Source organism: Streptomyces sp. WAC07094 (genome assembly GCF_036320405.1).
In the GTDB taxonomy this organism is placed as follows: domain Bacteria; phylum Actinomycetota; class Actinomycetes; order Streptomycetales; family Streptomycetaceae; genus Streptomyces; species Streptomyces lannensis.
The window spans coordinates 3,796,198-3,817,799 of sequence record NZ_JAVMJZ010000001.1; the positions used below are offsets into that span (position 1 = coordinate 3,796,198).

A 21,602-nucleotide genomic window follows, 5' to 3' on the forward strand; every position below is an offset into this window, starting at 1 on the left:
GGGTTACGCCTCCTTGCTCAGGTTCGGGCCCGCGCCACCGGCCGCCTGCTCGATCGGCGGAACGTCCGGCAGTGCCGACTTCTCCTCACCGCGGAAGGTGAAGGTCTGGGTGTCGCCCTCGCCCTCCGTGTCCACGACCACGATGTGGCCCGGACGCAGCTCCCCGAAGAGGATCTTCTCGGACAGCGTGTCCTCGATCTCGCGCTGGATCGTGCGGCGCAGCGGCCGGGCGCCCAGCACGGGATCGTAGCCCTTCTTCGCCAGCAGCTCCTTGGCGGACTGGGCGAGCTCGAGGCCCATGTCCCGGTCCTTGAGCCGCTCGTCGACCTTGCCGATCATCAGGTCGACGATCGCCAGGATGTCGGCCTGGGTCAGCTGCGGGAAGACGACCACGTCGTCCACACGGTTGAGGAACTCGGGCCGGAAGTGCTGCTTCAGCTCGTCCGACACCTTGTTCTTCATGCGCTCGTAATTGGTCTTCGTGTCGCCGGCGGCGGCGAAGCCCAGGTTGAAGCCCTTGGAGATGTCCCGGGTGCCGAGGTTGGTCGTCATGATGATGACCGTGTTCTTGAAGTCCACGACCCGGCCCTGGGAGTCGGTCAGACGACCGTCCTCCAGGATCTGCAGCAGCGAGTTGAAGATGTCCGGGTGGGCCTTCTCGACCTCGTCGAAGAGGACCACCGAGAACGGCTTGCGCCGCACCTTCTCCGTCAGCTGACCGCCCTCCTCGTAGCCCACGTAGCCGGGGGGCGAACCGAAGAGGCGGGAGACCGTGTGCTTCTCGCTGAACTCCGACATGTCGAGGGAGATCAGCGCGTCCTCGTCACCGAACAGGAACTCCGCCAGCGCCTTGGACAGCTCGGTCTTACCGACACCGGACGGGCCCGCGAAGATGAACGAACCACCCGGACGCTTCGGGTCCTTCAGGCCCGCACGCGTACGTCGGATCGCCTTCGAGAGCGCCTTGACGGCGTCCACCTGGCCGATGACCCGCTTGTGGAGCTCGTCCTCCATGCGGAGCAGGCGGCTGGACTCCTCCTCGGTGAGCTTGAAGACCGGGATGCCGGTGGCCGTGGCCAGGACCTCGGCGATCAGCTCGCCGTCGACCTCGGCGACGACGTCCATGTCGCCGGCCTTCCACTCCTTCTCCCGCTTGGCCTTCGCCGCCAGCAGCTGCTTCTCCTTGTCGCGGAGAGACGCCGCCTTCTCGAAGTCCTGGGAGTCGATGGCCGACTCCTTGTCCCGGCGGACGGCCGCGATCTTCTCGTCGAACTCGCGGAGGTCCGGCGGCGCGGTCATCCGGCGGATGCGCATCCGGGAACCGGCCTCGTCGATCAGGTCGATCGCCTTGTCCGGCAGGAAGCGGTCCGAGATGTACCGGTCGGCCAGGGTGGCGGCCTGGACCAGCGCCTCGTCCGTGATGGACACGCGGTGGTGGGCCTCGTAGCGGTCCCGAAGGCCCTTGAGGATCTCGATCGTGTGCGGCAGGGACGGCTCCGCGACCTGGATGGGCTGGAAGCGGCGCTCCAGGGCCGCGTCCTTCTCCAGGTGCTTGCGGTACTCGTCGAGCGTGGTCGCACCGATGGTCTGCAGCTCACCGCGGGCCAGCATCGGCTTCAGGATGGAAGCCGCGTCGATGGCGCCCTCGGCGGCACCCGCACCGACCAGCGTGTGCAGCTCGTCGATGAACAGGATGATGTCGCCGCGGGTGCGGATCTCCTTGAGCACCTTCTTCAGGCGCTCCTCGAAGTCACCGCGGTAGCGGGAGCCGGCGACCAGCGCGCCCAGGTCGAGGGTGTAGAGGTGCTTGTCCTTGAGGGTCTCGGGCACCTCGCCCTTGACGATGGCCTGCGCCAGGCCCTCGACGACCGCCGTCTTGCCGACGCCGGGCTCGCCGATGAGCACCGGGTTGTTCTTGGTCCGGCGGGACAGCACCTGCATGACCCGCTCGATCTCCTTCTCGCGCCCGATGACCGGGTCGAGCTTGGACTCGCGAGCGGCCTGGGTGAGATTCCGGCCGAACTGGTCCAGGACGAGGGACGTCGAGGGGGTGCCCTCGGCCGGGCCGCCTGCGGTGGCGGTCTCCTTGCCCTGGTAGCCCGACAGCAGCTGGATGACCTGCTGGCGGACACGGTTGAGGTCTGCGCCCAGCTTGACCAGGACCTGGGCGGCGACGCCCTCGCCCTCACGGATCAGGCCGAGCAGGATGTGCTCCGTGCCGATGTAGTTGTGGCCCAGCTGAAGAGCCTCGCGGAGCGACAGCTCCAGGACCTTCTTGGCACGGGGGGTGAAGGGAATGTGACCGGAGGGCGCCTGCTGGCCCTGACCGATGATCTCCTCCACCTGCTGGCGGACCGCCTCGAGCGAAATCCCGAGGCTCTCCAGGGCCTTAGCGGCGACACCCTCACCCTCGTGGATCAGGCCCAGGAGGATGTGCTCGGTGCCGATGTAGTTGTGGTTGAGCATCCGGGCTTCTTCCTGAGCCAGGACGACAACCCGCCGCGCGCGGTCGGTGAACCTCTCGAACATCGTTAATCGCTCCTCAGAGCGGTCAGGCAGTGAGGGGACGCTCCCCTCGCTGTCCTTCCGCAGCTTAGTCCCGCAAGCGGGGACCGCTCATTCCAACTGCCGACACCGTCCTTGGCCTCCTGACCCCGAACGCCGACATCTGCTCCAACCCGATGGTGCGAGACGATGTTCCCGCAGGCCAGGCAGTCACTCCACTCACCAGTACGCCTTTGGCGAACGCGAGACGGCCTTTTCCGCGGGTCGCCCCCTCCCACTAGGGATGTCTTACCCGTACGCACTGACACTCCATGCCGTGCGCACCGGTTCCCTCCGCTACGGGCGAACATCCTTGCGCCGCCGAACACCCCCACATGCCCCCTTTTTCGGCACTGTGCGCACTGGGTTCGACACACAGCGTAACCCCGAACGGACTTCCACTGTTGCTCCTGGCATGGTCCACACGGTGCCTCTCCCCCGAAGACCGCCCGACCCGAGCGGTTCGGTGCGTCACTGGTACGAGGAGGGGCTGGGCTGGGCGACACTGCCCGGGGAGCCGGTGCGGCTGGCGACCGGGGTGCGCTTCGACGTGCTGGAAATGCCCGCCGAGGCCGGGCCGGCCGCGCTGCGGCATCTGGGGCCCGCCTCACCGGTGGCACGGTACCGAGGCAGGCTGCGGCTGCTGGTGGCCGCGGGAAGCGCGGAGGAATTACCCGGACTGCTCGAATGGCTGGAATGGGGCACGCTGGCCCTGGATCTCAAGGCGATCGGGGCGGGCGGGCACATGGAGGCTCCGCTGCCGCCGGGTCCGGCCGGCACCCCGGAAGCCCGGCCGCTCCCCCCGGACCGGAAAGAGTCGCAGGGGGCCGCCGTGTGGCTGCGGCCCCCCGAGCCGGGGTGCGAGGTGGAACCTCTGCTGCCGACGCTGTCGGCCGTGCGGGGCGGTGAGGGCGCCCCCGATCTGGTGCGTCTGGTCGACACGATGGCGACACAGTGCCACCGGGTCCGGCTGCTGCGCTCGTGCGCTCAGCCGTTCGCCTTCTCGTAGGCCTCGCGGATGCTCGCGGGGACGCGGCCGCGGTCGTTGACCTCCAGGCCGTTCTCCTTCGCCCAGGCACGGATCTGCGCGGTGTCCTGGCTGCCACCGGAAGCTGCGGCACGGGCCTTGCCGCGTCCGCCCGACGCACGGCCTCCGGTACGACGGCCACCCTTGACATAGGGGTCGAGAAGGCCACGGAGCTTGTCCGCGTTGGAGGTGGTGAGATCGATCTCGTACGTCTTGCCGTCCAGCGCGAACGTGACGGTCTCGTCCGCCTCGCCACCGTCGAGGTCGTCGACAAGAAGGACCTGAACCTTCTGTGCCACCGGATTTCCTTTCATCGATAACTTCAGGGCCGAGGATGCACGGCATGTGCCGCCTGAATCGCGTCCCCTGTTATATGCAGTACTGCAGTACGTCGGAAAGCAAACCGCTTTTGCTGGAAAAACACAAACCCTAGGGGAGAGCCCGACAGCACGCTCCGAAGACGGAAAGATGCGCGTTTCGGACATAGGGAACCCGGGCAAGGTCGTCGGGCTGAAGCACTGCTGAATAGTCGACGGCGATCCCTTGGCGATCACAGATGCAGAAGCATCCGGCTGTTGCCCAAGGTGTTCGGTTTCACTCGTTCGAGACCGAGGAACTCCGCCACACCCTCGTCATAGGAACGCATCAGCTCCGCGTACACATCGGTGTCCACGGGCGTCTCGCCGATCTCCACGAAGCCGTGCTTCCCGAAGAAGTCCACTTCGAAGGTGAGACAGAAAACGCGGCGAACGCCGAGCCAGCGGGCGGTTTGCAGCAACTTCTCCAGCAACTGATGCCCGGCGCCCAGCCCTCTGGCCACAGGGTTCACCGCGAGAGTACGGACTTCCGCGAGGTCTTCCCACATCACGTGCAGGGCGCCGCAGCCCACGACCTCGCCGTTGTCGTCCCGTTCCGCCACCCAGAACTCCTGGATGTCCTCGTAAAGGGTCACCGTCGCTTTGTCGAGCAGGATGCCGCGCCGGACGTAGGCGTCGAGGAGGAGCCGAACGGCCGGGACATCGCTCGTCCTGGCCCGTCGAACGGTGATGGCTTTTGCGGTGACTTCGGGGCGCTCTGCTGCCATGACCGGACGCTATCGCCCGGTGGGGTCCTCAGTGGCGTCGGGGCTCTTCTCGTCCCGCATCCCGGCGGGGTTCTTGCCGGGGTTCCCCCCCGGGCTTCTCGCCCTCGCTCCCCGCGGGGGCACCCGGGGGCGCGGGGGATTCGGCGGATTCCGCCTCCGCGGGCGCCGTTTCGGTACCGGGGGGCTCCCAACCGGTCTCCGGTCCCTGCACGATCCGTACCGCATCCCTCAGCGCCTGCCGCTGTTCGTCGCTCATCATGCCGAAGAAGGCGACAAGAGCGGCGGCGGGGTTGTCGCTCTGCGACCAGGCGTCGTTCATCAGTGCGGCCGCGTAGGCGGCACGGGTGGAGACGGCCTCATATCGATAGGCGCGGCCTTCCGCCTCCCGGCGCACCCAGCCCTTCTGATGGAGATTGTCCAAAACGGTCATGACCGTGGTGTACGCGATGGAGCGCTCCTGCTGAAGGTCTTCCAGGACTTCTCGAACGGTCACCGGGCGGTTCCACTTCCACACCCGCGTCATGACCGCGTCTTCGAGTTCTCCCAATGGGCGAGGCACGTTCAGCACAATAGTGGGAGATGTCTCCCACGGCCTGCCGAACAAGCCCTTGACCGACGAAGAGCTACAAAAAGGGCGTACGGCTCGAAAAATCAGCGAGTCGTACGCCGGACGACGGAAGAGGGCCCCCGGTGTGCGGGTGCCGCCCGGGCGAGCCCCGGGGCGGGTCAGACCTCGGCGTCGCGGGTGGCCTTGCGGACGCTGTCCGCGCGTGCGAGCGCGGCGTCGACGGCCGCGTCCTCCTTGGCCTTGTTGGCGCCGCCCTGGGTCTTCACGATCACCCTGATGAGCCCGATGAAGAAGACGGCCATGACGACCGGGGGCACGAGCGCGGAGACGTAGTCCATGCGTCCAGAGTAGCCAGGGCCCGTCCCATGTATCCCGGTCGGGTCGGTGTCGCACGGATCGGGGCAGGTACGGCGCCCTCGGCGCGGGCTAGCCGACGGCGAGTTCCCGCTCCGCGTGCGGAGGCCCCGGCTTTCGCTTGGGCGGGAAGACCTCACCCGGGGTCGGGATGGGGCGCGAGGGGCGCGGCGACTGCGGATCGGGGCGCGGGGCCGGCTTCTCCGGCCGTTCGGCGGGCTTCTCCCCGGGCTTGCGGGTCGGCTTCTCGGCCGGCTCGTCCGCGCTCGCACGGCCGCCCGGGAGGGCCGTGAGGCGGGCGCGCGAGGCGGGAATGGCCGCCCGGGGCGGGATGAGGTGCACACGCACGTCACGGTCGGCAAGGGCCCGGCAGCGGTCGAGGAGGGCCGCCGCGACAGGTGTGCCACGCAGTGCGCGCAGGGCGGCGAGATCGTCCGGAACGGGGCGGTAGCCCGCACGCAGGGCATCCTCCAGCAGGGCCAGATAGCCGGTGGAGGCGCCGGGAAGGGCGGCCCGGTAGCGCACGAGATCCGCCAGCAGGAAGGCCCTCAGTCGGGCACCCTCGCGCACCGCCTCGTCGACTGAATCGGCGAGGCGGAGGCAGTCCTGGACGTCCTCGGCGGAAGCGGTGCGGGGGTGGAGGGCGAGGGCGAGGGCACGGCGGAGCACACGCAGCTCCTCCGCGCCGAACGCCAGGCCGCCACGGGATCCGTATGGCGTGGGCATGCGGCGACGCTACCGCTAATCGGACAAAATCGACCTAAAGGGGTGCCGTGTCGCTCTCCCGTTCCCTCAGGTGGGGGCGGGTGGGGCCCGTCACCGACGTCAGGAGCGCGCACGGTCGGCGGCGGACGCGTCGCGAACTCGCGGCGGACCGCGCACGGCACCGCTCCGCGCCCCCCGAAGGGGCGCGGAGCGGTGCCCCCGTGACGCGCCCTACATGCGTGACACGTTGCGTTCGTACACCAGCCGCAGGCCGATCAGCGTCAGCCAGGGCTCGTGCTCGTCGATCGCCGCGGCCTCGCCCAGGACCATCGGGGCCAGGCCGCCCGTCGCGATGACCGTGACGTCGTCCGGATCGTCCGCCAGCTCACGGGCCATCCGGCTCACCACGCCGTCGACCTGACCCGCGAAGCCGTACACGATGCCCGCCTGCATGGCCTCGACCGTGTTCTTGCCGATCACCGCGCGCGGCCGGGCCAGTTCGATCTTGCGGAGCTGAGCGCCTCGGACGCCCAGGGCCTCCACCGAGATCTCGATACCGGGGGCGATCACGCCACCTGTGTACTCGCCGCGCGCTGAGACCGCGTCGAAGGTCGTCGCCGTGCCGAAGTCCACGACGATCGCCGGACCACCGTAGAGCTCGACCGCCGCCACCGCGTTGATGATGCGGTCGGCCCCGACCTCCTTCGGGTTGTCCATCAGGATCGGGACGCCCGTCTTGATGCCGGGTTCCACCAGGACCGCGGGCACGTCGCCGTAGTAGCGGCGGGTGACCTCGCGGAGCTCGTGCAGCACGGACGGGACCGTGGAGCAGATCGCGATGCCGTCGATGCCGTCGCCCAGTTCCTCACCGAGGAGGGGGTGCATGCCCATGAGCCCCTGGAGGAGCACCGCAAGCTCGTCCGCCGTGCGGCGCGCGTCCGTGGAGATGCGCCAGTGTTCGACGATGTCCTCGCCGTCGAACAGGCCCAGAACCGTGTGCGTGTTGCCTACGTCGATGGTCAGCAGCATGGGTGCCTACTCCGCCGCTCTCAGGTCCAGGCCGATGTCCAGGATCGGGGACGAGTGGGTCAGCGCGCCGACCGCCAGGAAGTCGACGCCCGTGTCCGCGTACGCCCTGGCGGTCTCCAGGGTGAGCCGGCCCGAGGCCTCGAGGAGGGCCCGGCCGTCGACGATGGCCACCGCCTCCTCGCACTCCCCCGGTGTGAAGTTGTCCAGCAGGATCAGGTCGGCGCCCGCGTCGACGACCTCGCGCAGCTGGTGCAGGGTGTCGACCTCGACCTCGATGGCCAAGTCCGGGAACATCTTGCGGACCGCCTGGAAGGCCTGCGCCACGCCGCCGGCCGCCACGACGTGGTTGTCCTTGACCAGCGCCGCGTCCGACAGGGACATGCGGTGGTTGACGCCGCCGCCGCAGCGGACCGCGAACTTCTCCAGGGACCGCAGACCCGGCGTCGTCTTGCGGGTGTCCCGCACTCGCGTCCCGGTGCCCTCCAGGGCGTCCGCCCACGCGCGCGTCGCCGTCGCGATGCCGGACAGCCGGCACAGAAGGTTCAGTGCGCTGCGCTCGGCGGTGAGCAGATCACGGGTGAGTGCGGTGACCGTCAGCAGCTTCTGACCGGCCTCCACCCGCTCCCCGTCGTCCACATGGCGCTCGACCTCGAACTCCTCCGAGCAGACCACCGAGATGACCGCCTCGGCCACTCTCAGGCCTGACGCGACGCCGGCCTCGCGCGCGGTGAAGTCGCCCGTGGCGACCGCGTCGTCGGGGATCGTCGCGACCGTGGTCACGTCCACGCCGTGCGCCAGGTCCTCCTGGATGGCGACGTTGGCGATGTCCTCGACCTCCAGCGGGTCGAGCCCGGCGTCGGCCAGGATCTGGGCGAGCGCGGGGTCGAGCCCGCACTCCAGGTACTCCTCGTCGCCGTTCGCGCCGCAGGCACAGCCGTCGCCGCAGCCGCCGCTCGGGACGAGGGGAAGGTCGGGGGTGCTCACTTCTGTCACTGCTCCTGGGAATGCATGGCGGTGCCCACTGCCCGGACCGGGCCGAGGGCTTGGGGGAGGGTCGGGGGGAAGTCTGCGGTGTCGGTGGTGCGTACGGCCAGCGTCCGGTCCGGGTTCAGTGTCACGACGATGTGGCGGCGCCAGTCGGCGTCGTCACGGTCGGCGTGGTCCTCGCGCCAGTGGCAGCCACGGGTCTCCGCACGCAGCAGGGCCCCGGCGACCAGCACCCGGGCGACGCACATGAGGTTGGTGGCCTCCCAGGTGTCGACGCCGGGCTCGGAGGTCTTGCCGTTCTCCTCGAGGGCGTCGCGCGCGTCGCTGTGCAGCCGGTGGAGGCGGTCGCTCGCCTCCTGGAGTGAGCGCGCGGACCTGAGCACTCCGGCTCCGTCCGTCATGATCCGCTGAATGGCGAAGCGGTCCTCCGGGGCGAGCAGGGGCTGCGCGGGCTTCTCCGGGTGCGGGACCGGTTCGGGCACGCGCGCGTGCAGCCCGCCCTCCGTCCGGCCGCGTGCGATGTCCGCCGCGATGCGCTCGGCGTAGACGAGGCCCTCCAGAAGGGAGTTGGAGGCCAGCCGGTTCGCGCCGTGGACGCCCGTGCAGGCGACCTCGCCGCACGCGTACAGGCCCGGCACGGTCGTCCTGCCCCGGGAGTCGGTGCGCACGCCGCCGGAGGCGTAGTGGGCGGCCGGGGCGACGGGGATGGGCTCGGTGACGGGATCGATGCCGTGGGTGCGGCAGGCGGCGAGGATCGTCGGGAAGCGGTGCTCCCACATCTCGGCGCCGAAGTGCCGGGCGTCCAGGAACATGTGCTCCGCGCCCTGCTCCTGCATACGGCGCGTGATGCCCTTGGCGACGATGTCCCTGGGCGCCAGTTCGGCCAGCTCGTGCTGGCCGACCATGAAGCGCACACCGTCCGCGTCCACGAGGTGGGCGCCCTCCCCGCGCACCGCCTCGGAGACCAGCGGCTGCTGGCCCTCCGCGTCCGGGCCGAGGAAGAGCACCGTGGGGTGGAACTGCACGAACTCGAGGTCGCTGACCTCCGCCCCGGCCCGCAGTGCGAGCGCCACGCCGTCGCCCGTCGACACCGAGGGGTTGGTGGTCGCGGAGAAGACCTGGCCCATCCCGCCGGTCGCGAGGACCACGGCGGGGGCGAGGACGGCGCCGACGCCGTCGTGCTGGCCCTCGCCCATGACGTGCAGGGTCACGCCCGCGGTGCGGCCCTCGGCGTCGGTCAGCAGATCGAGCACCAGCGCGTTCTCGATCGTGCGCAGCCCACGCGCGCGTACGGCCTCGACCAGGGCCCGGGAGATCTCGGCGCCGGTCGCGTCACCGCCCGCGTGCGCGATACGGCGGCGGTGGTGGCCGCCCTCGCGGGTGAGCTCGATACCGCCCGCGCCGTCGGTGTCGAAGTGGGCGCCGGTGGAGATGAGCCGGCGCACCGCGTCCGGGCCCTCGGTGACCAGGATGCGCACCGCCTCCTCGTCGCACAGGCCCGCCCCCGCCACCAGGGTGTCCTCGAGGTGCTGTTCGGGGGTGTCGCCCTCGCCCAGGGCCGCCGCGATGCCCCCCTGCGCCCAGCGGGTGGAGCCGTCGTCGAGGCGTGCCTTGGTGACCACGACCGTCCTCAGCCCGGCCGCCTCGCAGCGCAGCGCCGCGGTGAGGCCCGCGACGCCGGACCCGACGACCACGACGTCCGCGGGGATGGACCAACCCGGTTCGGGTGCGTGCAGTCGTATGCCTGTGCTCGTCACGAGGCGGCTCCGTAGGGGTCGACGGGCTCGGGTGCTCCGAAGGAGAGAGGGAGGTTGTCGATCAGCCGGGTCGTCCCGACCCGGGCGGCGACGGCGAGGACCGCCTCGCCGGTGAAGTCGTCTGAGATCTCGGTGAAGTCCGAGGGGTCGACCAGGGCCAGGTAGTCCAGGACGAGCGGCGGGTCCAGATGGGCCGCCTCGTCGAGGACGAGCCGGGCGGCGGCACGAACCGCGGAGGGACCACCGGGCACGGCCTTCGCGACCGCGTGCGCGTCGGCGGCGGCACGCGACTCGCCCAGTGCGCTCAGGGCCTCGGCGCGCGCGTACGTGGAGGGCACCTCGCGGGCACGCGCGCGCAGCGCCTCCTGCGCGGCGTGCCGGTCCCGGCCCGCGAACAGGGCGCGGGAGAGGGTGAGGGCGGTGTGCCGCTCGTCGAGCGCCAGATAGCGGTTGCGGCTGGACAGGGCCAGGCCGTCGTCCTCGCGCACGGTGGGCACCCCGACGATCTCCACGCCGAAGTTCAGGTCGCGCACCATCCGGCGGATCAGGGCGAGCTGCTGGGCGTCCTTCTGCCCGTACAGGGCCACATCGGGACGGGTGAGATGCAGAAGCTTGGCGACGACGGTGAGCATGCCGTCGAAGTGGCCGGGGCGGGAGGCGCCTTCGAGCCGCTCCCCCATGGGCCCCGCCGAGATCCGTATCCGGGGCTCGCCACCGGGATAGACCTCGTCCACGGAAGGCGCGAACACCACGTCCGCGCCGGACTGCTCGGCGATCTTCAGATCGGCGTCCAGGGTGCGGGGGTAGCGGTCGAGGTCCTCCCCCTCGCCGAACTGCAGCGGATTGACGAAGACGGTGACGACGACCTCGCCCCCGTCCCCGGCGATCGAACGGGCGTCGCGGATCAGGGTGGCATGGCCCTCGTGCAGCGCGCCCATGGTCATCACGACGGTACGGCGGCCTTGCCGCACGCGCGCGTGCAGTTCGTCGGCGGTGTGCAGCAGGGTGGTCATCGGGCGCTCCCCTCGGTCCCGTTGGCGAGTACCCCGAGAAGGTCCTCCGCCAGCTCGGGCTTCAGCAGACCGTGGGCCAGGGCCCGGTCGGCGGTCGCGCGGGCCATCGCCAGATAGCCGGCGACGGCGCCCGGGGAGTGCTTGCGCAACTCGGCGACGTGCGCGGCGACCGTGCCCGCGTCGCCGCGCGCGACCGGACCGGTCAGGGCCGCGTCGCCGGAGCGCAGGGCGTTGTCGAGGGCGGCGCCGAGCAGCGGGCCGAGCATGCGGTCGGGGGCCTCGACGCCCGCCGAGCGCAACAGCTCCATGGACTGGGCGACCAGCGTGACCAGGTGGTTGGCGCCGAGGGCCAGAGCCGCGTGATAGAGCGGCCGCATGTCCTCGGCGATCCACTCCGGCTCGCCGCCCATCTCGATCACGAGCGCCTCGGCGGCCAGCCGCAGCTCCTCGGGCGCCGTGACGCCGAAGGAGCACCCGGCCAGGCGCTGCACGTCCACCGGGGTGCCGGTGAAGGTCATCGCGGGGTGGAGCGCGAGCGGCAGCGCTCCGGCCCTCAGGGCGGGGTCGAGCACCTTGGCGCCGTACCGTCCGGAGGTGTGCACGAGCAGGTGGCCGGGCCGTACGGCTCCGGTATCGACCAGCCCCTCCACGAGCCGGGGCAGCGCGTCGTCCGGCACGGTCAGCAGGACCAGGTCGGCGCGCTCCAGGACATCGGCGGGCGGGACGACCGGCACGTCCGGAAGCATCGCCGCGGCCCGGCGGCGGGAGGTGTCGGAGACACCGGAGACGGCGACCGGGCGGTGCCCGGCGAGCTGCAGCGAGGCGGCGAGCGCGGGCCCGACGCGGCCGGCGCCGACCACGCCCACGGTGAGCCGCGCGGGGCGGTCCTTCGGGTCCGGTTGTTGGAATGTACTCACTCGACGGTGGCCTTCCCGTTCCAGTCCGCTCCGGGTACCGGACGATTTCTCGTCATGTTAACGCGATTGGGTCCCGGGCCGTTCGGGCCGTCCACAGGCTGTGGGTTTTCGCAGGTCGCGCGGGGCGAGGAAATCGGGGGTGACCGGCGACGCCGGCGCACGGCATGATCCGGGCGTCAGGACGAGGTGACGAGGGCGGACGGGAACATGACGCAGACGACGGACGGGAGCCGGGTTCCGGCGGCAGGGCAGCGGGAGCCGGAGCCGGCCCCCGCTCGCGACGAACGGGAGGAGCGGCCGACCCCGGCCGCCGACGAGCCGGGCCGCCTGCGGCGCGAGCGCCGGGCCGCCGCCCTCAGGAGCGCGGACCACGTCCTGGCACGTCCGGGCATGCTGGGGACGCTCCGCGAGCGGCTGGCGCTGCTGGACGGCGTGCAGGACCTGTACGACCTGGACGAGAGCGCCGACATCTACGGCTCCGGGGTCGTCGAGGCGCTGGAGGCGAAGGTCGCCCGGCTGCTCGGCAAGGAGGCCGCCGCCTTCTTCCCGACAGGCACGATGGCCCAGCAGGTGGCCCTGCGCTGCTGGGCGGGACGCACCGGCAACCCCACCGTGGCCCTGCACGCGCTCGCCCACCCCGAAGTGCACGAGCGGAAGGCGTTCAGCGAGGTCAGCGCCTTGCGCCCGGTCCAGGTGACGAGCGAGCCCCGGCTGCCGACCGCCGACGAGGTCCGCGACTTCGAGGAGCCCTTCGGCGCTCTGATGCTGGAGCTCCCGCTCAGGGACGCGGGTTTCGTGCTCCCGACCTTCGCGGAGCTGACCGAGGTCGTCCGGGCCGCGCGCGAGCGGGACGCGGTGGTGCACTTCGACGGCGCGCGCCTGTGGGAGACCGAGGTCCACTTCGGCCGCCCGCTGGACGAGATCTCGGAGCTCGCGGACAGCGTCTATGTGTCGTTCTACAAGTCCCTCGACGGGTTCGGCGGCGCGGCGGTGGCGGGCCCCAGGACGTTCGTGGAGGAGGCGAAGACCTGGCGGCACCGCTACGGAGGTCTCGTCTTCCAGCAGTTCCCCACGGTGCTGTCGGCCCTCGCGGGCCTGGAGCGGCAGCTGCCCCGCCTGCCGGAGTACGTGCGGCACGCGCGCGTGGTCGCCGCGGCGCTGCGCGAGGGGTTCGCCGCGGCCGGGGTGCCGTGGGCCCGGGTGTTCCCCGAGGAGCCGCACACCCATGAGTTCCAGGTCTGGCTGCCCCACGACCCGGACACCCTCGCGGAGGCCGCCGTACGGCAGGGCGAGGAGACCGGCAGGCTCCTGTTCGCCGGCGCCTGGCGCCGCGGCGGTCCGGGCCTCGCCCTGACGGAGGTCTCCGTACGGGCCGAGGGTCTGGCCTGGACGGCGGACGACGTGAGGGCGGCGGTGAGCGACTTCGTGGAGCGGCTGCCGGCGGCCGGGAGCTAGGGTCTGCCGTTCGGACCGTGCAGGTGTGGGGCGGACAGGGATCCGCAGGCGCCGGGGCTGCCCCGGTGGCACCGGTCGGCGGCCGTCGGGGCCCGGCGTCGCACCGATTGACGAGCACCGTCAAGCGAGGACCGCGATGTCGGTGACACGGTGCACCATGAGGTCATGAGCGTGGACATCGACATCACCGGGCTGCGGCCGGAGCAGATCGCCGTGGTGGCCTCACCCCTGGCCGAGCTCGGGATGGCCCTCCACGCGCTGTCCGAGCCCGGTCACCATCCTGGGCTCCAGGGCTGGGCGACCACGGTGACCGCCGGACTCGACTCGCATCTCGCCGACCGCATGTCCGAAGCCGACTTCCTGTGGCGCACGACGTACTCGGACCTCTTCCTGCCGTACGCGGGCGTACCCGGCCGGTGCACGCTTCCCGGTGCCGGCCTCGCCGAGGACCTGGACCTGCTGGACAAGCTCAGCGACGAGCAGTTCGTGGACGCGGCGCTCGAGTTCACATGCGCGCTGCCGTACAGCGTGCCCGGCCCGGCCGCGCTAGCCGACGCGGAAGCCCGCCGACGGGCGCTGGAGCTGGCCGCCGCCCGCGGACCACAGCAGCTGCGCTTCACCGAGCGGCTGCTGGCCGACCCGCCGCGGACCCGGGCCTGGCTGCGGCAGTTCCTGGAGGACTGCGACGCTGCCTTCTTCGCGGACACCTGGTCCCGGCTGCGGCACCAGCTCGCGGCGGACGCCCGCCACAAGACGGACCTGCTGCGCCGCAAGGGCCTGGCCGAGGCGCTGGCGTCGGTGTCCTCCGCGGTGACCCTCGACGAGGCCGGGGCCCGGATCGTCGTCGACAAACTCGGCAGCGGCCGCAGCGCCACGATGGACGGCGGCCTTCTGCTCGTCCCGACCAGCCTCGGCCGGCCGCACCTGATGGTGCTGCACCGCTACGGCTGGCAGCCCGTGCTGCACTATCCGGTCAGCCACCCGGAGCCGGCCGCCCCGCCGTCGGTGGAGCAGCTGACCCTGCGGCTGGCGGCCCTGTCCCACCCGACGCGGATGCGCATGTGCCGCAGTCTGGCCCGCAGCGCCTTCACCACGGGCGAGCTGGCCCAGATCCACGGCATGACGGCACCCGAGATATCCCGGCACCTCAGCGCCCTGAAGAAGGCGGGCCTGCTCACCACCCGCCGCCGCGGCCGGTACGTCCTGCACCAGCTGGACGTGGCCGCGGTGGCCCGGCTGGGCAGCGACTTCCTGGAGGGACTCCTGCGGTAGCCGCCGCGCGACGGGACACTCAGTCGAAGCGGATGTGCCGGAGCCCGACCTTCGCCTGCCGCAGCCGGGTGCGCAGGGGCCCGTCGTTGTTGGGTCCGAGCGTGAGCCCGGCCAGCACGGCGATCCGGTCCGCCGTCTTCGGCACCGTGGAGTGGTCCGTCCACAGGTGCTCGGCGAACTCGGGTTCACGCAGCCGCTCGAGGCAGTGGTCCAGCTGCTTGACGGCCCAGCTCTCCCTGCGCAGCGAGGATCCCTTGCCTGCGACGTACTGCAGGACATTCCCGAAGCCGCGCTCCCGCAGCCGCTCCAGCACGGTCTCGCGCTGTGCAAGCAGTGCGAAGTGCCGTACGTCGTGGCCCAGTTCGCGCAGCCGCCCGATCGTCTCCGCGAAGTAGTCCGGGTCCGTGACCGTCATGGGGACGATGACCACACCGTCGTGCTCGGTCAGCGTCAGATCGAGCACCTCGACCACGCCCTGCCGCCAGGACGCCAGGTCCTGGAAGTCCCCGCGCAGTTCGGGCGGCAGCATGCGGCGCAGTCCGAATCCGGCGTCCTCCGGATCGCAGATGACGCTGCCGGGCAGGCGCCTGCGTATCTCGTGTGCGGTCTGTGTCTTGCCGCCCCCGAAGGGGCCGTTGATCCACAGGAGCATGCGCCGACCCTAGTGGTCGCCGGTGTCCCGGCGACCACACGGTGGCTCAACCGTGTCCGCCCGCCCGTACGAGACCGGTCTCGTACGCGAGGACGACCACCTGCACCCGGTCCCTGAGCCCCAGTTTCGTCAGGATGCGCCCGACATGGGTCTTCACGGTCGCCTCCGACAGCACGAGCCGGGCCGCGATCTCCCCGTTCGACAGGCCCTGCGCGACCAGCACCATGACCTCGCGTTCGCGGTCGGTGAGCCGTTCCAGCTCCTTGTGCCGGGGCTCGGTGGTGCCGCCCGGCAGCATCGGCGCGAACCGGTCGAGAAGCCGGCGGGTGGTGGACGGCGCGACCACGGCGTCCCCGCTGTGCACCGCGCGGATGGCGGCGAGCAGTTCGCCCGGTGGCACGTCCTTGAGCATGAACCCGGAGGCGCCCGCCTTCAGCCCGGAGAACGCGTACTCGTCGAGGTCGAAGGTGGTCAGTATCAGCACCTTCGGGGGGTCGGGCTCCGAGCAGATGCGGCGGGTGGTCTCCACACCGTCCAGCTTCGGCATGCGCACATCCATCAGGACCACGTCCACCTCGGTGGCGCGCAGCACCTGGAGGGCCTCGACACCGTCGCCCGCCTCCGCGACGACCTCCATGTCCGGCTGGGCGGCCAGCACCATCCGGAACCCGGTGCGCAGCAGCACCTGGTCGTCGACGAGCATCACGCGGATCGGCATGGGGGTCCTCCGGTCGAACTTCAGCGGGTCGTGGGCGGGCGGTCGAGGGTGCACGTGTCAATGGGCCTGTTTGAGCGGCAGCAGGACGCTGATGCGGAAGCCTCCCCCGGGGCGGGGGCCCGCGTCCAGGGTCCCGCCGACCATGCCCACCCGCTCGCGCATGCCGATCAGGCCGTGGCCCTGCCCGTCGGCGCCGCCCTCCTCGTACAGCTCGTGCGGGGCGCCCTTGCCGTCGTCCTCGACGAGCAGCCCGAGGCCGTCGTCGAAATAGACCAGGCGCACGCTGGCGCCCGCGTTGGGCCCCCCGTGCTTGCGCGTGTTGGTGAGCGCCTCCTGGACGATGCGGTACGCCGTGAGCTCCACGCCGCTGGGCAGCGGACGCGGGGTGCCCTCCACCTTGAAGTCCACGGGCAGGCCCGCGCTGCGGCACTGCTCGACGAGCTCGTCGATCTGCTCGACGTCGGGCTGCGGAACGTACTCCCCGGCCTCCTTGTGCTCGCCGGTGCGCAGCACGCCGAGCAGGCGGCGCATCTCGGCGAGGGCCTGCCGGCCCGTCCCCGAGATCGTCTCCAGGGCCTTCTTCGCCTGGTCGGGGGCGGTGTCGAGGACGTACGCCGCGCCGTCCGCCTGCACCACCATCACCGAGACGTTGTGGGCGACCACGTCGTGCAGCTCGCGGGCGATACGGGCGCGCTCCGCGGCGACCGCGACCTTGGACTGCGCCTCGCGCTCCTTCTCGAGCCGGGCGGCACGTTCCTCCAGCTGGGCGAGGTACGCGCGGCGCGTGCGCAGCGAGTCCCCGAGGACCCAGGCGAGGGCGAAGGGCACGGTCTTGAAGACCGCTATGGCGATGTTGCCCAGGACGCTCGTGCGCTCCTCCGGCCAGCGCATCTGGGCCAGGGTTCCGGCCACCAGGCCGGCGACCAGGCCGACGCGTGAGGCCCAGGCGGCGCCGTCCGCGGCGACCGTGTAGATGATCACCAGCATGGCGAAGTCGGCGATGATCGCCTGCTGGTCGAGCACCACCTGCGCCAGCCCCACCGCCGCGGCCACGAGAAGCATCTTCTCGGGCATACGGCGGCGGAGCGCGACGACCGTGCAGAGCACGACGGAGACCGTGAGCGCGACGGGGAGCGATCCGTGGTAGTTCGGCGCCCCGTCGAGGTTCGTCACGCTCACGCAGGAGAGCCCGAACAGGACGACGGCCCAGAAGCCGTCGACCCACGTCGGGTGCCTGCGGAGGAAGTCATAGAGGCGCTGCACGTGACCCAGCGTAGGGAAGCGCACTGCGTGCATGGGTCAACCGGAGGGCCGATCCCGGGCGGACACGTGTACTCCGCAAGGTGGATGCTCCGTGATCCCGGACGGCTGGAGATGCGCGGATACCGGACGGCCGGAGGCGCGCACGCCCGGGGCGCGGGTCGCGCGCGCCGAGCGCTTACGGCCCCACCGGCGTCCACACCCGCCCGCACCGCGCCTAGCCTGGCCCGGTGGCACACGAGGGCGACGGCGAGTGGCGTGGATGGCGGGCGGCTGCCGAGCAGGCGCTGTACGGGGCGGACGGGTTCTACCGGCGGCCCGAGGGACCGGCGGGGCACTTCCGTACCTCCGTGCACGCCTCACCGCTCTTCGCCGGCGCCGTTGCCCGTCTGCTGTGCCGGGTCGACGAGGCCCTGGGGCATCCCGCCGTGCTGACGTTCGTGGACATGGCGGCCGGCCGGGGCGAGCTGGTCATCGGTGTCCTCGCCGCACTGCCCCCGGACGTGGCCGCCCGCACGCGCGCGTGCGCCGTGGACATCAGCGGCCGCCCCGACGGCCTCGACCCCGCAATCGAGTGGCTTGACGAGCCCCCGACGCAGATCACCGGGCTGCTGTTCGCCAACGAGTGGCTCGACAATGTGCCGCTCGAGGTCGTGGAGGCGGCGCCCGACGGGGTGGCCCGGCTGGTCCTCGTACGCGAGGACGGCACCGAGCGCCTCGGGGAGCCGGTGCAGGGCGCGCAGGCCGACTGGCTGGAGCGCTGGTGGCCGCTGTCCGCCGAGGGGTGCCGCGCCGAGATCGGCCTCCCCAGGGACACCGCCTGGTCCGCCGCGGTCGCCACCGTCGGCCGTGGCCTCGCCGTCGCCGTCGACTATGCGCACCGCGAGGGCGCCCGGCCGCCCTTCGGGACGCTCACCGGCTTCCGCGAGGGCCGGGAGACCACCCCCGTGCCGGACGGGTCCTGCGACATCACCGCACATGTGGCACTGGACGCGTGCGCCCTGCCCGGGGCTCGGCTGCTGACCCAGCGGGCGGCCCTGCACGCCCTCGGGATCTCCGGCAGACGCCCCCCGCTGACGCTCGCCTCGACGCATCCGACGGCCTATGTGCACGCCCTCGCACAGGCCGGGGCGGCCGCCGAACTCACCGCCTCCGGCGGCCTCGGCGACTTCGGCTGGCTGCTCCAGCCCGTCGGGCTGCCGGAGACCTCTCTCGGCGGGCTACTTGTCGATGTCCCCGACCACGAAGAACATTGACCCCAGGATGGCCACCATGTCGGCGACCAGCGTCCCCGGCAGCAGCTCGGTGAGCACCTGGATGTTGTTGTACGAGGCGGAGCGCAGCTTGAGCCGGTACGGCGTCTTGTCGCCCTTGCTGACCAGGTAGTAGCCGTTGATGCCGAGCGGGTTCTCGGTCCAGGCGTAGGTGTGGCCCTCGGGAGCCTTGAGCACCTTGGGCAGCCGCTGGTTGATCGGCCCCGGCGGCAGCTCGGCCAGCCGGTCCAGACAGGCGTCGGCCAGGTCGAGCGCGTTGTGCGTCTGCTCCAGAAGGCACTCGAAGCGGGCCAGGCAGTCGCCCTCCTGGCGGGTGACCACCTTCAGCGTGCCCTGGAGCTCCGGGTAGGCCAGGTACGGCTCGTCGCGGCGCAGGTCGAAGTCAACGCCGGAGGCGCGCGCGATCGGCCCGCTCACCCCGTACGCGTGCACGGCCCGCGGTGCGAGGACGCCCACACCGCGCGTGCGGCCACGGAAGATCTCGTTGCCGAGCACGAGGTCGTCGAACCGGTCCATGCGCGAGCGCACATCGGCGACGACGGTACGGGCGCGTTCCGTCCAGCCCGCGGGCAGATCCTCCTTCAGGCCGCCCACCCGGTTGAACATGTAGTGCATACGCCCGCCGGAGATCTCCTCTATGACGTGCTGGAGTTCCTCGCGCTCGGAGAAGGCGTAGAAGATCGGCGTGATCCCGCCCAGTTCCAGCGGGTACGAGCCGAGAAACATCAGATGGTTCAGAACCCGGTTGAGCTCCGCGAGGAGTGTGCGCATCCACACCGCACGCTCGGGCACCTCCATGCCCAGCATCCGCTCCACGGCGAGCACCACGCCCAGCTCGTTCGAGAAGGCGGACAGCCAGTCGTGGCGGTTGGCGAGCATGATGATCTGGCGGTAGTCGCGCGCTTCGAACAGCTTCTCCGCACCGCGGTGCATATAGCCGATGACCGGCTCCGCATGCGTGATCCGCTCTCCGTCCAGCACGAGCCGCAACCGCAGCACACCGTGCGTGGAGGGATGCTGGGGCCCGATGTTGAGCACCATGTCGGTGCTCTCCGCGGCGCCGCCGATCCCGACCATGGTCTCCGTCGTAGGAGTCATGGACACAGTCTCTCGTACGTACGCTTGCGGCATGGAGATGGGGAGTGTGGGGACGGCCGCCGAGCCCGCCTGGACCGGGCTGCCGCCGGGACTGCTGCGGATGCGGCGGCTGCTGCTGGTGGTGTGGCTGGGACTGCTGACCGCGGCCGTGGGACTGCTCCCGGGGATGTTCGCCGGGCCGGTCTGGGCGCTGCTCGCGCTGCTGCCGCTGGCTCTGCTGCTGTGGGGCTGGGTCATGCTGGGCCGCAACTGGCGGTCCTGGCGCTACGCCGAGCGGGCCGACGACCTGCTGATCAGCCGGGGCGTGCTGTGGCGGGAGCAGACGGTGGTGCCGTACGGGCGCATGCAGCTCGTCGAGGTCACCTCCGGGCCCGTGGAGCGGCATTTCGGGCTGGCGAGCGTGCAGCTGCACACGGCCGCGGCGGCGACCGACGCCACCATTCCGGGCCTGGAACCGGCCGAGGCGGAACGGCTGCGGGACCGGCTGACAGCGCTCGGCGAGGCCCGGTCGGCGGGGCTGTGAGCACGCCCGCGGCAGAGCCCGCCATATCCCGGCCGCACGAGGCGACCGAGCGGCGGCTGCACCCCGTGACGCCGCTGCGGCGCGCCTGGGCGCCGGTCACCGTGGTCGTCGGCTGGGCCGTGCACGATCCGGGCCAGGCACAGAAGCAACTGACGAAACTGACCGCGACCACACTCCTCGCAGGTCTCGCGGCACTCGTCCTGGCCGCCGCCCTGTACGGCTTTCTGACCTGGTGGTTCACACACTTCGCGGTGACCGAGACCGAACTGCGCATCCGCACGGGCCTGTTGTTCCGCCGCACGGCACACATACGTCTGGACCGGCTGCAGGCCGTCGACGTCACCCGGCCGCTGCTGGCCCGTATCGCCGGCGTCGCCAAGCTGAAACTGGACGTCATAGGCACCGACAAGAAGGACGAACTCGCCTATCTCGGCGAGGCCGAGGCGCGCCGGCTGCGGGCCGAACTCCTCGCCCGCGCGGCCGGTTTCGCCCCTGAGACGGCGCACGAGGTGGGCGAGGCGCCGGCCCGCACACTGCTGCACGTGCCGCCGCGCATGCTGGCGGTCTCCCTGCTGCTCACCGGTGCGACATGGGGCCCGCTGGCGGCCGCGCTCGTCGTACCGACGGTGCTGTGGTTCGTCACCCACAGCCTGTGGACGGTCTTCGCCGTCGGGGTGCCGCTCGCCGGCGCCGCCACGCGGAGCGCGGGTCGCTTCGCCACCTCCTACGACTGGACCGTGGGCGAGTCGCCGGACGGGCTCCGCATCGACCACGGCCTGCTCGACCGCGCCCACGAGACCGTGCCGCCGGGCCGGGTGCAGGCCGTGCGCATCGTGGAACCGCTGCTGTGGCGGCGGCGCGGCTGGGTGCACGTCAGGCTGGACGTGGCCGGCTCCTCCAACTCCGTGCTCGTGCCCGTCGCCCCGCGCGAGGCCGCCGAGGCGGTGATCGCACGGGTGCTGCCCGGGGTGACCGTGCCGTCGTCGCTGTCCCGGCCGCCGCGCCGCGCGGGCTGGTGCGTCCCGTTCTGGTGGCGCGGCCACGGACTGGCCGTCACGGACACGGTCTTCGCCGCCCGGCGCGGCCTGCTGCGCCGCAGTCTTTCCCTGGTCCCCCATGCGAAGGTGCAGAGCGTACGGCTCACGCGGGGGCCCTGGGAGCGGCTTCTGAGGGTCGCCGACATCCATGTCGACACCGGTGCCAACAAGACGGTGACGGCGCGCCTGCGGGACGCCGAGGAGGCGCAGGCAGTGTTGTACGCCCAGGCGGACCGGTCGCGCACGGGGCGCCGCGACGCCCGGCCGGACCGGTGGATGGCCTCCTAGACGAAGGCGCGGACGGCGAAGGGCGGCGGCACATCGTGTG

General features: G+C 71.5%; 21 protein-coding genes. 6 read left to right on the forward strand and 15 right to left on the reverse strand.

Features of this window, described 5'->3' with window-relative positions; genetic code table 11:
- Nucleotides 1–3: 3 nt before the first annotated feature.
- Nucleotides 4–2,529 carry an ATP-dependent Clp protease ATP-binding subunit gene (locus RCR19_RS16730; RefSeq protein ID WP_220293184.1) on the reverse strand — a complete coding sequence of 842 codons (2,526 nt, stop codon included), beginning with the start codon at nt 2,527–2,529 and terminating at the stop codon, nt 4–6.
- 430 nt (nt 2,530–2,959) lie between these two features.
- Between RCR19_RS16730 and RCR19_RS16735 the strand changes: the two genes are divergently transcribed.
- The gene (locus tag RCR19_RS16735) at nt 2,960–3,553 is read left to right on the forward strand and encodes an SCO3374 family protein (RefSeq protein WP_331265874.1); all 594 of its coding nucleotides are present in this window, start codon (nt 2,960–2,962) and stop codon (nt 3,551–3,553) included.
- Here RCR19_RS16735 and RCR19_RS16740 read toward each other — a convergent pair.
- The 10 genes from RCR19_RS16740 to RCR19_RS16785 form a co-directional block, all read right to left on the reverse strand.
- Nucleotides 3,532–3,870, reverse strand: a complete 339-nt coding sequence (locus RCR19_RS16740; RefSeq protein WP_331265875.1) for an Lsr2 family protein — start codon at nt 3,868–3,870, stop codon at nt 3,532–3,534. The genes RCR19_RS16735 and RCR19_RS16740 overlap by 22 nt on opposite strands.
- 251 nt (nt 3,871–4,121) lie before the next feature.
- A complete protein-coding gene (locus RCR19_RS16745; RefSeq protein WP_115975989.1) occupies nt 4,122–4,655 on the reverse strand; it encodes an amino-acid N-acetyltransferase in 534 nt (177 codons plus the stop codon).
- A gap of 28 nt (nt 4,656–4,683) precedes the next feature.
- On the reverse strand, nt 4,684–5,214 hold the full coding sequence (locus RCR19_RS16750) for a BlaI/MecI/CopY family transcriptional regulator (protein ID WP_331265876.1): 531 nt from the start codon (nt 5,212–5,214) through the stop codon (nt 4,684–4,686).
- Between the two features lie 167 nt (nt 5,215–5,381).
- Nucleotides 5,382–5,561 carry a hypothetical protein gene (locus RCR19_RS16755; protein ID WP_331265877.1) on the reverse strand — a complete coding sequence of 60 codons (180 nt, stop codon included), beginning with the start codon at nt 5,559–5,561 and terminating at the stop codon, nt 5,382–5,384.
- Nucleotides 5,562–5,649: 88 nt separating this feature from the next.
- Complete coding sequence (locus tag RCR19_RS16760) at nt 5,650–6,303, reverse strand: hypothetical protein (RefSeq protein WP_331265878.1); 654 nt, start codon at nt 6,301–6,303, stop codon at nt 5,650–5,652.
- A gap of 210 nt (nt 6,304–6,513) precedes the next feature.
- Nucleotides 6,514–7,311, reverse strand: coding sequence for a type III pantothenate kinase (locus tag RCR19_RS16765; protein ID WP_059133668.1), 798 nt, complete (start codon nt 7,309–7,311; stop codon nt 6,514–6,516).
- A gap of 6 nt (nt 7,312–7,317) precedes the next feature.
- On the reverse strand, nt 7,318–8,295 hold the full coding sequence (nadC, locus tag RCR19_RS16770; RefSeq protein WP_331265879.1) for a carboxylating nicotinate-nucleotide diphosphorylase: 978 nt from the start codon (nt 8,293–8,295) through the stop codon (nt 7,318–7,320).
- A gap of 5 nt (nt 8,296–8,300) precedes the next feature.
- On the reverse strand, nt 8,301–10,055 hold the full coding sequence (locus RCR19_RS16775; protein ID WP_331265880.1) for an L-aspartate oxidase: 1,755 nt from the start codon (nt 10,053–10,055) through the stop codon (nt 8,301–8,303).
- Nucleotides 10,052–11,068 (reverse strand): pantoate--beta-alanine ligase, encoded by a 1,017-nt coding sequence (panC, locus tag RCR19_RS16780; RefSeq protein WP_331265881.1) that lies wholly within the window; start codon nt 11,066–11,068, stop codon nt 10,052–10,054. Before panC ends, RCR19_RS16775 begins: the two co-directional genes overlap by 4 nt.
- Nucleotides 11,065–11,985 carry a DUF2520 domain-containing protein gene (locus tag RCR19_RS16785; protein ID WP_331265882.1) on the reverse strand — a complete coding sequence of 307 codons (921 nt, stop codon included), beginning with the start codon at nt 11,983–11,985 and terminating at the stop codon, nt 11,065–11,067. The genes panC and RCR19_RS16785 overlap by 4 nt, the downstream gene beginning before the upstream one ends.
- Nucleotides 11,986–12,192: 207 nt before the next feature.
- Here RCR19_RS16785 and RCR19_RS16790 point away from each other — a divergent pair, with 207 nt between their 5' ends.
- Nucleotides 12,193–13,440: a beta-eliminating lyase-related protein gene (locus RCR19_RS16790; protein WP_331265883.1), complete on the forward strand. Its 1,248-nt coding sequence runs from the start codon at nt 12,193–12,195 to the stop codon at nt 13,438–13,440.
- A 165-nt stretch (nt 13,441–13,605) separates the two neighbouring features.
- A complete protein-coding gene (locus tag RCR19_RS16795) occupies nt 13,606–14,712 on the forward strand; it encodes a DUF5937 family protein (RefSeq protein ID WP_331265884.1) in 1,107 nt (368 codons plus the stop codon).
- A 19-nt stretch (nt 14,713–14,731) separates the two neighbouring features.
- Here the strand turns inward: RCR19_RS16795 and RCR19_RS16800 are convergent, their stop codons facing one another.
- Genes RCR19_RS16800 through RCR19_RS16810 form a run of 3 tightly spaced genes read right to left on the reverse strand, consistent with a single transcriptional unit; the run spans nt 14,732 to nt 17,345 of the window.
- Nucleotides 14,732–15,364, reverse strand: coding sequence for an AAA family ATPase (locus RCR19_RS16800; RefSeq protein ID WP_331265885.1), 633 nt, complete (start codon nt 15,362–15,364; stop codon nt 14,732–14,734).
- Nucleotides 15,365–15,410: 46 nt separating this feature from the next.
- A complete protein-coding gene (locus RCR19_RS16805; RefSeq protein WP_331265886.1) occupies nt 15,411–16,082 on the reverse strand; it encodes a response regulator transcription factor in 672 nt (223 codons plus the stop codon).
- Nucleotides 16,083–16,139: 57 nt separating this feature from the next.
- Nucleotides 16,140–17,345 carry a sensor histidine kinase gene (locus RCR19_RS16810; protein WP_331265887.1) on the reverse strand — a complete coding sequence of 402 codons (1,206 nt, stop codon included), beginning with the start codon at nt 17,343–17,345 and terminating at the stop codon, nt 16,140–16,142.
- Between the two features lie 227 nt (nt 17,346–17,572).
- Here RCR19_RS16810 and RCR19_RS16815 point away from each other — a divergent pair, with 227 nt between their 5' ends.
- Nucleotides 17,573–18,598 (forward strand): SAM-dependent methyltransferase, encoded by a 1,026-nt coding sequence (locus tag RCR19_RS16815; RefSeq protein ID WP_331265888.1) that lies wholly within the window; start codon nt 17,573–17,575, stop codon nt 18,596–18,598.
- On the opposite strand, the gene RCR19_RS16820 is transcribed toward RCR19_RS16815, so the two are convergent.
- Nucleotides 18,563–19,714: an NADH-quinone oxidoreductase subunit D gene (locus tag RCR19_RS16820; RefSeq protein ID WP_331265889.1), complete on the reverse strand. Its 1,152-nt coding sequence runs from the start codon at nt 19,712–19,714 to the stop codon at nt 18,563–18,565. The genes RCR19_RS16815 and RCR19_RS16820 overlap by 36 nt on opposite strands.
- Nucleotides 19,715–19,745: 31 nt before the next feature.
- On the opposite strand from RCR19_RS16820, the gene RCR19_RS16825 reads away from it, so the two are divergent.
- Nucleotides 19,746–20,237 carry a PH domain-containing protein gene (locus RCR19_RS16825; RefSeq protein WP_331265890.1) on the forward strand — a complete coding sequence of 164 codons (492 nt, stop codon included), beginning with the start codon at nt 19,746–19,748 and terminating at the stop codon, nt 20,235–20,237.
- Nucleotides 20,234–21,562, forward strand: a complete 1,329-nt coding sequence (locus tag RCR19_RS16830; RefSeq protein WP_331265891.1) for a PH domain-containing protein — start codon at nt 20,234–20,236, stop codon at nt 21,560–21,562. The genes RCR19_RS16825 and RCR19_RS16830 overlap by 4 nt, the downstream gene beginning before the upstream one ends.
- The last annotated feature ends 40 nt before the right edge of the window (nt 21,563–21,602 follow it).